This window comes from Stenotrophomonas sp. 59 (genome assembly GCF_030291095.1).
GTDB lineage: Bacteria > Pseudomonadota > Gammaproteobacteria > Xanthomonadales > Xanthomonadaceae > Stenotrophomonas > Stenotrophomonas maltophilia_Q.
Genome location: NZ_CP127408.1, coordinates 2,194,042 through 2,206,096, shown reverse-complemented (window position 1 = coordinate 2,206,096; position 12,055 = coordinate 2,194,042). Strand labels below are relative to the sequence as shown.

Genomic DNA, 12,055 nt, shown 5'->3' with positions numbered 1-12,055 from the left:
GCGATCGCCCTCAGCACGACTGCTTCAAACGGCGAGGACCGGCCGCTGCGGTGAGGGCCGGCAGGGGAAATGCGGATCGGGGGTAGAGTCGACTGTCAGTCGACTGCTCTTCGTGGAGTCTCGAAAAAACCTGCGCTGCGCGCGAGTCGACTGACAGTCGACTCTACCCGTCTGTCGGCGCGATACGATCCGGACCCGTGCGCCATTGCCCTCAGCGCGGCTGCTTCAAACGACGATGACCGGCCACCGCGGTGGGGGCCTGCAGGGGAAATGCGGATCGGGGGTAGAGTCGACTGTCAGTCGACTGCTCTTCGTGGAGTCTCGAAAAAACCGTGCTGCGCGCGAGTCGACTGACAGTCGACTCTACCCGTCTGTCGGCGCGATACGATCCGGACCCGTGCGCCATCGCCCTCAGCACGACTGCTTCAAACAACGATGGCCGGCCGCCGCGGTGAGGGCCTGCAGGGGAAATGCGGATCGGGGGTAGAGTCGACTGTCAGTCGACTGCTCTTCGCGGAGTCTCGAAAAAACCGCGCTGCGCGCGAGTCGACTGACAGTCGACTCTACCCGTCTGTCGGCGCATCGGCGCGATACGACCGGGTCCCCTGCGCCATCGCCCTCAGCGCGGCTGCTTCACCGGCAGTACCACGCGGAAGCGCGAACCGACGCCCGGGGTACTGTCCAGGTCGATGCGGCCGTGGTGCTTGTTGATGATGCTGTAGGAGATCGACAGGCCCAGGCCGGTGCCGCTGCCAACGGGCTTGGTGGTGAAGAAGGGATCGAAGATGCGCTGGCGCAGTTCCGGCGAGATGCCGCCGCCGGTGTCCTCGAATTCGACCCACACCTGGTCACCATCGACACCGGTACGCACAGTGATCGTGCCGCGCTCGGCGATGGCGTGGCCGGCATTGAGCAGCAGGTTCATGTAGACCTGGTTCAACTCCGACGGCAGGCACTCCACCAGCGGCAGCTGGCCGAACTCGCGGTGCAGGGTGACCTTGTACTTGAGCTCGTTCCAGATGATGTTGATGGTCGATTCCAGGCCTGCATGCAGGTCGACCAGCTTCCACGATTCGTCGCGGCCGGAATACGAGAAGTCCTTCAGGTCACGCACGATGCGGGTGACCCGCTCGATGCCTTCGCGCGATTCAGCCATCAGCTGCGGCAGGTCACGGCTGATGAAATCGATGTCCAGGCGGTCACGGATATCGTCGATTTCCGGAATCAACGCCTTCGGGTCCGGCGCGCGCAAGGCGCGTTCGTAGGCTTCAATCACCGTGAACAGGCTGCGCAGGTATTCCTGCAGGCTGCCCAGGTTGGAGTGCACGTAGCCGATCGGGTTGTTGATCTCGTGCGCGACACCCGCCGCGAGCTGGCCGATGGAGGCCATCTTTTCCGACTGCAGCAGCTTCTCCTGGGTACCGTTGAGGCGCAGGTAGGCTTGGCGCAGCTCGGCATGGCGCTGCTGCAGCTCGCGTTCGTAGTCTTCCTGTCCTTCGATATGGCGGAACAACGCCAGGAAGTGCCCCTGGCCCACCGGGCCGTGGTGGTAAAGGTGGGCGATGACCACACCCTCTCCCAGCGGCAGGCTGCCGTTCCAGTGACCATGCTGCCGCGCCTGCTCCAGCGCATCGGGCGGAAGCAGTTCACGCAGCCGCTGCGGCGGCGGCAATGCACCGTCCTCACCGCCGGCCAGCAGGTTCTGCGCGGCCGGATTGGCCAGCGCCACCTGCCCGTCTTCAGTGAACAGCAGCAGCCCTTCGCGCAGGCGCTCAAGCAGGGCCTGCAGCACCGGCTGCGGCGGAAGGGGGGCGGTAACCAGGGCGTTGGCAGCGGACACGGCGACTCGGGGCATTCGAACAGGCGCCCAATATACGCGGTCACGCAGCGGGCTTCAGCCCGCGGGGGTGGGTAGTGCGACCGCCGTCGCGTCAGGCGACGGCGAGTGGGCGGCGGGCAGTGACCGTGTGTGACTGGCCCTTGGCGTCATAGGCCGAAGCGTCTTCGGTACGGCCCAACTGGCGCAGTGCCCAGTTGACCTCGCGCCGGCGCCGCGAAAGCAGCACGCCGTTGGCGCGGTTGCGCTCGGCCAGTTCCTGCAGCTGTTCGCCCTCGCCGACCGGCGGTGCGCCTTCCAGCGCCCGCAGCGCCTCCAGCTTGGCGCCGGTGGCACGGATCAGGGCGTGCACGTCGTGCTCGACCAGGGCCTGGCGCTCAACGTCCAAGGCCTGGGCGAGACGCTGCAGCGGCTCGCTCATCGCTGCGGTCATCCCTGCAGCTGCTGGTCCAGATCGAGCATGCGCGATGCGATCGCGTCCGGATTGATCTTGTAGGTGCCGTTCTGCAGCGACTCGCGCACGGCGGCCACACGCTGGGCGTCGATCGCCGGGGCGGTGGTCAGCTCACGCTCGATGGCCTGCAGATTGGTGGCCTCGCCGGTCAGGCGCAGGCTGTCGGCTGCCTCGACCGGGCGCGCCGGCGCATCGCTGCTGACGCCGGGCTTGCTGGCCGGGGTCGTCACGCTGCGCAGTGCCTGGGGGACCTGCAGGTTGCCGTCGATTTTCTGGCTCATGGGGTGTCCTGGAGTTGCCGTTCACAAGGGATAACGGCCTCGGGGCCGCGATCTTTAGGGATATTTTGCGGTAAATCAACGCGCCACGATTACGTCACCTGCGGCGTCGACCGTGCCCTGCACGATCCGCCGCGAGGACAGGTTCTCCACCGAGACCCGTTCATTCTCACCGGCATCGCCCATCGCGCGACCGGCAATGCGGACCTCGACCGAGCCGCGACGCGATATCAGGGCCACATTGTCTCCTCGCTTGATGAGACGCTGCACCACCAGATCGTTGTTCGACAGCAGGGCCCCGGCCTGCAATGGACGGCGGGCGATGCGACCGATCGCCGCGTTGGGATCGGCCAGCACCGCACCGGCAATCCGGGCAGCGTCACGCTGGGCAGTCGTGATATCGGCGGCGGTGAGGATTTCTCCAGTGCCGATTCCACGGTTGAGCACCAGCACGGTCTGGTTGCGCCGCACCTTCACCGGTACGAACAGGCGCCAGCCGCCCGCATCGGGGCAACTGACCTCCACGGTGGTGTTGGCGGTGGGCTGCACCTGCAGCGCGCCGCCACACTTCGGCAGGCGCAGCGCATCGGCCACCTGGGCCTCACCTTCGCTGCCCGCCGGCAAGGTCGTCAGCGCTGCAGCGCGGATGCTGGCTACGGGCTGCCAGTCGGAGGCAGCCGCCCATGGCGAGGCCAGGGCAAGTGCAATGGCCAATAGAGATGTGACCCGGCGCATGGCGCCTCCTGTCGATGGGACCTGGCCCAGCTGCGTGCAAGGGGCGTGCCAGAGACCGGGTCTCGGGATGGCGATGTGTAGAGTCGACTGTTAGTTGTGTAAACCCACCACGTTGTTCAGCAGGACTCTGGAAATAGGTGGCTGACCACCGATCCCCATGTGAGGGCGGTGCCAGTTGTAGTGGTGCAGCCATTGGGTCAGCACGGAATTGCGCTGGTCCGAGGAGGCGTATTCGCGGGCGTAGGCCCATTCACGCAGGCTGGTTTGGATGAAGCGCTCCGCTTTGCCGTTGGTGCGCGGGGTGTACGGTTTGGTCCGCATGTGCTTGATCCCAAGGGACTTAAGTAGCTTGGCGAATGCAGTGGAGCGATAGCACGCCCCGTTGTCGGTCAGAATTCGTTTGAAGGTGATTCCCAGGCTGGCGTAGTACTCCAAGGCACCAAGCAGTGCTTGGCAGGCCGTGTCCTTTTGTTCGTCGGGGTGAACGCTGCTGTAGGCGATGCGGGAGTGATCGTCGATAGCCACGTGCACGTAGCCCCAGCCTCCGCCACCGGCATTTCCTCGGCGCTTGGCGTCGGTTCTATGGCCCGGCCGCTGGAAGTTGCCCAGCTTCTTGATGTCCAGGTGTAGCAGCCCTCCGGGCTGATCGTATTCGTATCGGATGACCTCCTTAGGCGGATCCAGCCGGCACAAACGATTGAGGCCGTGGGCGCGCATCAGCCTGGAAATGGTGCTGTGGCCGATCCCCAAGGCTTTGGAGATGGTCAGATAGGTCTGCCGTTTACGGCGACACTCCTTGATCTGCTCGACCACCGGTGCAGATGTGGCATGTGGTGTCCGGTGAGGGCGTGAGCTGCGGTTTTCCAGTCCTGACACCCCCAATTCCCGGAATCGGGCCAGCCATTTGTAGGCCGTACGCACACTTACGCCGCATGCTTGGGCTGCTTCCTCTGGGCGCAGGCCCTCGTGGAGGATGCGGCGAACAAGAAGTGCTCGACTATGGACGGTCAAACGGGCATTTTTATGGGGGTTCATCCGGGCTCTTTGGGGTCTGGAGAGGTGTGGTAACCACCATTTTCCAAAGATGTCCCGGATGAACAACCTACAGAGAGATCACAGTTAGTCGACTTTCGCGTCAGTCGACTTGCGCGCGAAGCGCGGGGTTTCCGGCGATCGGATCCAAGAGCAGTCGACCAGAAGAGCAGTCGACTAACAGTCGACTCTACAAATGGGGTGTAGAACACGAAATGCGGCGTAGAGCGCGAAATGGGGTGCAGAGTCGCACAAAGCGATGTGGAGCACGCGGGCGACAGAGCACCCTCAAGTTCCGCCACTGCGGCGCCGATACAGCAGCCATGTCCCATGACCTGCTCAACCGCATCGACCAGCGGACCCGTCTGGCCGGCCACAACCGCCTGGCGCTGCTGCTGTTCCGTCTCGGCGGACGTCAGCTTTTTGGCGTCAATGTCTTCAAGGTGCAGGAAGTCCTGCGGCGCCCGGAGCTGTTCCAGGTGCCCGGGCTGCCCAGCCAGTTCTCCGGCGTGGCCGACGTGCGCGGCCGCTCGGTGCCGGTGCTGGACCTCGGCCTGGCCATCGGCCATCCCGAGCGCGAGCCGGAGGCGGACACCTCGCCCGGCTACCTGGTCGTGACCGAGTTCAACCGCTCGATCCAGGGCTTCCTGGTCAGCGGTGTGGAGCGCATCGTCAACATCGCGGTGGAAGACATCCACCCGCCGCCGGAGCTGGGCGCCGAATCGAGCTACCTGACCGCTGTGACCCGCTTCCAGGGCGAGCTGATCCAGGTCATCGATGTCGAAAGCGTGCTGGCCGACATTGCCCAGGTGCGCGGCGAGGCGGTGCTCGACCCGGCGATGGCGATGCCCTCGGACGGCCCGCAGCTGCAGGTGTTGGTGGTGGATGACTCGCGCGTGGCCCGGCAGCAGATCCGCAGCGTGCTCGACCAGCTGGGCGTGGGTGCCACCCTGCTCTCCGACGGCAAGCAGGCGCTGGACCACCTGCTGCAGATCCACGCCTCGGGCGAGAACCCGGCCGAACGCTACGCCATGGTCATCTCGGACATCGAGATGCCGGCCATGGACGGCTATACGCTGACGACGGAAATCCGGCGCCATCCGGGCCTGGCCGGCCTGTATGTGCTGCTGCACACCTCGCTGTCGGGCGTATTCAACAATGCGATGGTCGAGCGAGTGGGCGCCAACGCCTTCGTCGCCAAGTACTCGCCGCACGAGCTGGCCGACTTCGTGCTGGACCGCCTGCGCAAGGTCGCGCTGGCGGCGTAAGGCCGCGTCACGGGTCTCCGCCGGGCATGGCCCGGCGCTACCACAACCTCCCCCACCCCAGGAGTAGCGCCGGGCCATGCCCGGCGGACGCGATGTCGCGCGCACTTTGGCACACCCCTTGCAGCTTCCCGGGCAACGTTCCCGTGGGAGTGCACCGTGCGCAACCTGATTACCGACTACCTGGGCGTCCATGCCCAGGCCATGCCGTTGCGCGAACAGCGGATGAAGCTGATCGCCAGCAACCTCGGCAATGCCGACACTCCCGGCTACAAGGCCCAGGACCTGGACTTCGATGCCGCCCTGCGCCATGCCCAGGGGCAGGATGCCAATGGCCTGATGGCCACCACCCATGAGCAGCACTACGAAATCAGTAGTGGCCTGAACCCGTTCCAGATCGCGCGCGAAGGCGTGCAGCCCAGCCTGGACGGCAACACCGTCGATCCCGATGCCGAGCGTGCAGCCTATGGCCGTGCCGCGCTCGAGTACCGCGCTTCGCTCAGCTTCGTCGAGAGCAAGGTGCGTTCCATGTTGACCGCGATCACGGGGCAATAAGCCATGAGCAACCTGCCGATCTTCGATATCGCCGGCTCCGCGCTGCAGGCGCAGTCGGTGCGCATGAGCACCATCGCCTCCAACCTCTCCAACGCCGACACCGTCGCCGGCTCCGCCGACGCCGTGTACAAGCCGCTGGAGCCGATCTTCCAGGCCGTCACCAGCAAGAACGATCCGAACATCACCTCGGTGAAGGTGAAGGAGATCACCCAGAGCGATGCGGCGCCGATCAAGCGCTATGAGCCCGGCCATCCGCTGGCCGACGCCGACGGCTACATCTACCAGCCCGACGTCGATCCGGTGGCGCAGATGGTCAACCTGATCTCGACCTCGCGCAATTACCAGGCCGGCGTGGAGATGCTGACCACCGCCAAGGAACTGGCCCTGGCCACCCTGACCATGGGCCGCTGAGGCCCGCAGTACCGGATACCGCCATGACCACCGCCGTCAACAACCAGACCAACCAGGACGTCTACACCGCACTCGGTCTGAACGCCCCGAACAGCAACGCCACCAAGAAGAAGAACACGCTGGACCAGGCCGATTTCCTGCGCCTGATGACCGAACAGCTGCAGCACCAGGACCCGCTGAAGCCAATGGACAACACGCAGATGGTCGCGCAGATGGCGCAGATGTCCACCGTGCAGGGCATCACCGATCTGAACAAGACGGTGAAGGGTTTCCAGGAATCGATGGCCAGCGACCAGGTGCTGCGTGGTGCGGCGCTGGTCGGCCACCAGGTGCTGGTGCCGTCGGAAAAGCTGGTACTGGAAAAGGAAGGCAACGTTGAAGGCACGGTGGCCGCGCCCTCGGCCGGCATCATCACCGTCGACATCACCGATGCCACCGGCGCCAAGGTCACCTCGCTGAGCGTGGAAGCCAAGGCCGCCGGCGAGACCGCGTTCCAGTGGGACGGCAAGGATGCCAACGGCAAGCGCATGGAGCCGGGCAAGTATTCCATCGTCGCCAACCACGTCGACACCGCCGGCAAGAGCACCAAGTTGTCCACCTACGTGCAGGCGCCGGTGGAAAGCGTGACCGTCGGTTCCGACGGCCTGTACCTGAACCTCAAGGGCCTGGGCACGGCCCCGATCGACTACGTGCTCCGCGTCAGCTGAGCCGCACACCCCGCACTTACCAGGAGCATCCCATGGGCTTCAATGTCTCGCTGTCCGGCATCAATGCCGCCAATTCCGACCTGAGCGTCACTGCCAACAACGTCGCCAACGTCAACACCACCGGCTTCAAGGAATCGCGCGCCGAATTCGCCGACCTGTTCTCGGCCACCGGTTACGGCCTGTCGAAGAACGCCGTAGGTTCGGGCGTCCGTGTCTCCAATGTTGCCCAGCAGTTCAAGCAGGGCCACAACGAACAGACCGGCCGCAGCCTGGACATGGCCATTTCCGGTGAGGGCTTCTTCACCATGAACATGAACGGCACCCGCGTGTACTCGCGCGCCGGCAACTTCCAGACCGATCCGTCCGGCTATGTGGTCAACCCGCAGGGTGCGCGCCTGCAGGTGTTCGCGCCGAATGCCGACGGCACCAACTTCGATGCCGGCCGCATGGTCGACCTGCAGCTGCTGACCACCGACAGCGCTCCGAAGCAGACCAGCGAAGTGAAGGTCGGCTTCACCCTGCCGGCCAACGCCAAGCAGCCGACCGTCACCACCTTCGACCCGACCGACTCCAACAGCTACAACCACTCCAGCGGCGGCATCACCGTGTACGACTCGCTGGGCGTGAGCCATATCCAGGTCTCGTATTTCGTGAAGGGTGCCAACCCGAACGAGTGGACCGTACGCAATTACGTGGACGGCCAGCCGGCCGGCGCACCGACCCCGGTCACCTTCGACAACAGCGGCAAGCTGGTCGCACCGGCCAGTGGCAAGGTCAGCCTCGGCACGTTCACCCCGACCACGGGCGCTGGCGTGCTGAACATGACGCTGGACATCAACGGCTCGACCCAGTACGGCGAGAAGTTCGCGCTGCGCAACACCCAGCAGGACGGCTATGCCGCCGGCAAGCTCAATGAGATCACCGTGTCGGAAACCGGCGTGGTCTATGCCCGCTATTCCAACGGCGCCGACAAGCCGCTGGGCCAGGTCGCGCTGACCACCTTCAACAACCCGCAGGGCCTGGAATCGAAGGGCAACAACCTGTGGGTGGATACCTTCAGCTCGGGCACGCCGCGCACCGGCATGCCGGACACCTCCAACCTCGGCAAGATCCAGGCCGGTTCGCTGGAAGCATCCACCGTCGACCTCACCGAGCAGCTGGTCAACATGATCACCGCGCAGCGCAACTTCCAGGCCAACGCGCAGATGATCACCACCCAGGACCAGATCACCCAGACCGTCATCAACATCCGTTGATGAACTGCTGACCCCGTCTCGGAACTCCCCGCATGGATAAAGCCCTCTACGTGGCGATGACCGGTGCCCGCGCCTCCCTGCAGGCGCAGGGTACGCTCAGCCATAACCTCGCCAACTCGGACACCCCTGGCTTCAAGGAAGCGCTGGCCAACACCGAAGCCTTCCCGATCAAGGGCCAGGGCTTTGCCTCGCGGGTGGATGCACTGCACGTCGACGCCGGCTTCAACCGCCGGCCCGGCGCGCAGCACATCACCGGCAAGCCACTGGACCTGGCGCTGCAGACCGGCACCTGGCTGGCCGTGCAGTCCACCGATGGCACCGAGGCGTACACGCGCGGCGCCGCACTGTCGGTCACACCGAACGGCCAGCTGGTGACCTCCAGCGGCCGCCCGGTGCTGGATGACAACAACAACCCGATCGCCATTCCGCCCTACCAGGCGATGGAGATCGGTGCCGACGGCACGATCTCGATCATTCCGCAGGGCGAAGGCCCGCAGACGATGGCGCAGGTCGGACGGATCAAGGTGGTGCAGGCGCCGGACGAGCGCCTGGAGCGCGGCCTGGATGGCCTGTTCCGCAACACCGACCCACGCCAGCCGTTCGCACCTGCGCAGGGCACGGCGGTGCACAGCGGCCAGCTGGAAGGCAGCAACGTCGATGCGGCCGGTGCGCTGGTGCAGATGATCCAGCTGCAGCGCCAGTACGAAATGCAGGTGCAGGTGATCAAGCACGGCGACGAAAACGCGCGCAGCGCCAACAGCATGCTGCGCCTGGGCAGCTGACGGAATTCCGGCGCCGCTTGAATGCGGCGCTGGCACACCGCTTGCACACCCGAAGACAAGGGCCGCACCGCGCGGCCGGCTCCACCAGACAGGACACCGAAGATGAACCAGGCATTGTGGATCGCGAAAACCGGACTGGATGCGCAGCAGATGCGCATGTCGGTGGTTTCCAACAACCTCGCCAACACCAACACCACCGGCTTCAAGCAGGACCGTGCCAGCTTCGAGGACCTGCTGTACCAGCAGGTGCGCCAACCCGGCGGCTCCTCCTCGGCACAGACACAGCTGCCGACCGGCCTTCAGCTGGGTACCGGCGTGCGCGTGGTCGCCACCGCCAAGAACTTCGAACAGGGTGGCCAGCAGCAGACCGGCCGCGCACTGGACGTGATGGTCAACGGCCGCGGCTTCTTCGAAGTGCAGATGCCCGATGGCAGCTCGGCCTATACCCGTGATGGCTCGTTCAAGATCAACCAGGACAGCGAGCTGGTCACCAACAGCGGCTACCCGGTGCAGCCGGGCATCCAGATTCCCGAAGGCGCGCAGTCGGTGACCATCGGTACCGACGGCACCATCAGCGTGAAGATGGCCGACGGTGCGGCGTCAGTGGAAGTGGGTGCGCTGACCCTGACCGATTTCGTCAATCCGGCCGGCCTGCAGGCACGTGGTGAAAACCTGTTCCTGGAGACCACCGCATCGGGCCCGGCGCAGAACGGCAACCCCGGCCTCAACGGCCTGGGCACCGTGGTGCAGGGCGCGCTGGAGGGCAGCAACGTCAACGTGGTGGAAGAGCTGGTGTCGATGATCGAAACCCAGCGCGCCTACGAAATGAACGCCAAGGCGATTTCCACCACCGATTCGATGCTCGGCTACCTCAACAACAAGCTCTGACCGGCCAACCCGGGAAACCGCCATGTCGCCCATTTCCAACTTCGCCCGCACTGCCCTCGCCTGCGCCGTGGCTGCCCTGCTCGGTGGCTGCGTGATTGCCGGCGATGTGCGCCCCTATCCGGCAATGGCACCGATCCAGCCGATCATGCCACCGCAGGCCGAACCGACCGCCGGCGCCATCTACGCGGCCGGCCCGACCCTGCAGTTGTATTCGGACCGTCGCGCACGCGATGTCGGCGACCTGCTGACCATCACCCTGCTGGAAAACACCACCGCGCAGACCAGTGCCAACACGGCCACCAACAAGGAATCCAACCTGAGCCTGGGCACGCCATCCATCCTCGGCGCACCGGTCACCCTGGGCGGCAAGGACATTCTGAGTGCCACGGCCAAGGGCGCGCGTGACTTCACCGGCAAGGGCAACAGCGCGCAGAGCAACCGCCTGCAGGGCAACGTGACCGTGACCGTGGTGCAGCGCCTGCCCAACGGCAACCTGGTGGTGCAGGGGCAGAAGAACCTGCGCCTGAACCAGGGCGACGAGCTGGTGCAGGTACAGGGCATCGTGCGCCCCGGCGACATCAGCGCGGACAACACCGTGCCCTCCAGCCGTGTGGCTGAAGCGCGCATCGTCTACGGCGGCCGCGGCCCTGTCGCGCAGTCCAACGCGATGGGCTGGTTGAGCCGCTTCTTCAACTCCGGCCTGACGCCGTTCTGAGTATGGCCATGAAACTCTTCTTCTCTTCTTCCTGGCAGCGGCGCGCGGCGTCGTTCGTCGCATTGATGCTGCTGATCGTGGCAGCCCCGGCCAGCGCCGAACGCATCAAGGACCTGGCCCAGGTCGGTGGCGTGCGTGGCAATGCGCTGGTGGGCTACGGCCTGGTGGTGGGCCTGGACGGCAGCGGCGACCGCACCAGCCAGGCGCCCTTCACCGTGCAGAGCCTGAAGAACCTGCTCGGCGAGCTGGGCGTGAATGTTCCGCCGAACGTCAATCCGCAGCTGAAGAACGTGGCGGCGGTGGCGATCCACGCTGAACTGCCGCCGTTCGCCAAGCCGGGCCAGCCGATCGACATCACCGTGTCCTCGATTGGCAACGCGGTGTCGCTACGCGGCGGTTCGCTGCTGATGGCCCCGCTGCGGGGCGCCGATGGCCAGATCTATGCCATCGCCCAGGGCAACCTGATCGTGGGTGGCTTCGGCGCGCAGGGCAAGGACGGTTCGCGCGTCTCGGTGAACGTGCCCAGCGTCGGCCGCATCCCCAATGGCGCCACCGTGGAGCGTGCCCTGCCCGACCCGCTGGCCAATGGCGGCGAGATCACCTTGAACCTGCACAACAACGACTTCACGACCGTCTCGCGCATGGTCGCGGCGCTCAACAACGCGTTCGGCGAAGGTGCGGCACGCGCGGTCGATGGCGTGACCGTGGCGGTCACCGCACCGACCGATCCGGGCGCACGCATCGGCCTGCTGGCGCGCATCGAGAATCTGGAGCTGACCCCGGGCAGCGCCCCGGCCAAGGTAGTGGTCAATTCGCGTACCGGCACCGTGGTCATCGGCCAGCAGGTGCGGGTCGGGCCTGCCGCGATCTCGCACGGTTCGCTGACCGTGACGATCCAGGAAAACACCAATGTCAGCCAGCCCAACGCGCTGTCCGGCGGCCGTACCGTAGCCAGCCCGCAGTCGACCATCACCGCCACCAATGACGGCAGCCGCATGTTCAAGTTCAGCGGCGGCACCACCCTGGACGAGATCGTGCACGCGGTGAACGCGGTAGGCGCGGCACCGGGCGATCTCATTGCGATCCTGGAAGCCCTGAAGCAGGCCGGCGCCCTGAGTGCCGAGCTCGAGGTGATCTGAC

14 protein-coding genes are annotated in these 12,055 nt (G+C 65.5%); 9 read left to right on the top strand and 5 right to left on the bottom strand.

Annotated elements, in window-relative coordinates:
- Positions 1-619: 619 nt before the first annotated feature.
- The 5 genes from QP552_RS10280 to QP552_RS10260 form a co-directional block, all read right to left on the bottom strand.
- Complete coding sequence (locus QP552_RS10280) at positions 620-1,840, bottom strand: ATP-binding protein (RefSeq protein WP_286075809.1); 1,221 nt, start codon at positions 1,838-1,840, stop codon at positions 620-622.
- Between the two features lie 91 nt (positions 1,841-1,931).
- On the bottom strand, positions 1,932-2,270 hold the full coding sequence (locus tag QP552_RS10275) for a flagellar protein FlgN (RefSeq protein WP_006366325.1): 339 nt from the start codon (positions 2,268-2,270) through the stop codon (positions 1,932-1,934).
- Positions 2,267-2,572, bottom strand: coding sequence for a flagellar biosynthesis anti-sigma factor FlgM (gene flgM / locus QP552_RS10270; RefSeq protein ID WP_049432154.1), 306 nt, complete (start codon positions 2,570-2,572; stop codon positions 2,267-2,269). Before flgM ends, QP552_RS10275 begins: the two co-directional genes overlap by 4 nt.
- A 75-nt stretch (positions 2,573-2,647) precedes the next feature.
- Complete coding sequence (gene flgA / locus QP552_RS10265) at positions 2,648-3,304, bottom strand: flagellar basal body P-ring formation chaperone FlgA (RefSeq protein WP_286075808.1); 657 nt, start codon at positions 3,302-3,304, stop codon at positions 2,648-2,650.
- Positions 3,305-3,394: 90 nt separating this feature from the next.
- A complete protein-coding gene (locus QP552_RS10260) occupies positions 3,395-4,339 on the bottom strand; it encodes an IS481 family transposase (RefSeq protein ID WP_286074378.1) in 945 nt (314 codons plus the stop codon).
- Positions 4,340-4,659: 320 nt separating this feature from the next.
- Between QP552_RS10260 and QP552_RS10255 the strand changes: the two genes are divergently transcribed.
- From QP552_RS10255 to QP552_RS10215, 9 genes are all read left to right on the top strand, one after another.
- The gene (locus QP552_RS10255; RefSeq protein ID WP_005409577.1) at positions 4,660-5,604 is read left to right on the top strand and encodes a chemotaxis protein; all 945 of its coding nucleotides are present in this window, start codon (positions 4,660-4,662) and stop codon (positions 5,602-5,604) included.
- 156 nt (positions 5,605-5,760) lie between these two features.
- Positions 5,761-6,156, top strand: a complete 396-nt coding sequence (gene flgB / locus QP552_RS10250; RefSeq protein ID WP_005409576.1) for a flagellar basal body rod protein FlgB — start codon at positions 5,761-5,763, stop codon at positions 6,154-6,156.
- Between the two features lie 3 nt (positions 6,157-6,159).
- Complete coding sequence (gene flgC, locus QP552_RS10245) at positions 6,160-6,567, top strand: flagellar basal body rod protein FlgC (protein WP_033835497.1); 408 nt, start codon at positions 6,160-6,162, stop codon at positions 6,565-6,567.
- Between the two features lie 23 nt (positions 6,568-6,590).
- A complete protein-coding gene (locus tag QP552_RS10240) occupies positions 6,591-7,274 on the top strand; it encodes a flagellar hook capping FlgD N-terminal domain-containing protein (protein WP_005413273.1) in 684 nt (227 codons plus the stop codon).
- A gap of 32 nt (positions 7,275-7,306) precedes the next feature.
- The gene (gene flgE / locus QP552_RS10235) at positions 7,307-8,530 is read left to right on the top strand and encodes a flagellar hook protein FlgE (protein ID WP_111112584.1); all 1,224 of its coding nucleotides are present in this window, start codon (positions 7,307-7,309) and stop codon (positions 8,528-8,530) included.
- 32 nt (positions 8,531-8,562) lie between these two features.
- Positions 8,563-9,312, top strand: a complete 750-nt coding sequence (locus QP552_RS10230) for a flagellar basal body rod protein FlgF (protein ID WP_106549948.1) — start codon at positions 8,563-8,565, stop codon at positions 9,310-9,312.
- Between the two features lie 102 nt (positions 9,313-9,414).
- Positions 9,415-10,200, top strand: a complete 786-nt coding sequence (gene flgG, locus QP552_RS10225) for a flagellar basal-body rod protein FlgG (protein ID WP_005409571.1) — start codon at positions 9,415-9,417, stop codon at positions 10,198-10,200.
- Between the two features lie 22 nt (positions 10,201-10,222).
- Positions 10,223-10,915: a flagellar basal body L-ring protein FlgH gene (gene flgH, locus QP552_RS10220; RefSeq protein WP_106549947.1), complete on the top strand. Its 693-nt coding sequence runs from the start codon at positions 10,223-10,225 to the stop codon at positions 10,913-10,915.
- A 2-nt stretch (positions 10,916-10,917) separates the two neighbouring features.
- A complete protein-coding gene (locus tag QP552_RS10215) occupies positions 10,918-12,054 on the top strand; it encodes a flagellar basal body P-ring protein FlgI (RefSeq protein WP_106549946.1) in 1,137 nt (378 codons plus the stop codon).
- The last annotated feature ends 1 nt before the right edge of the window (position 12,055 follow it).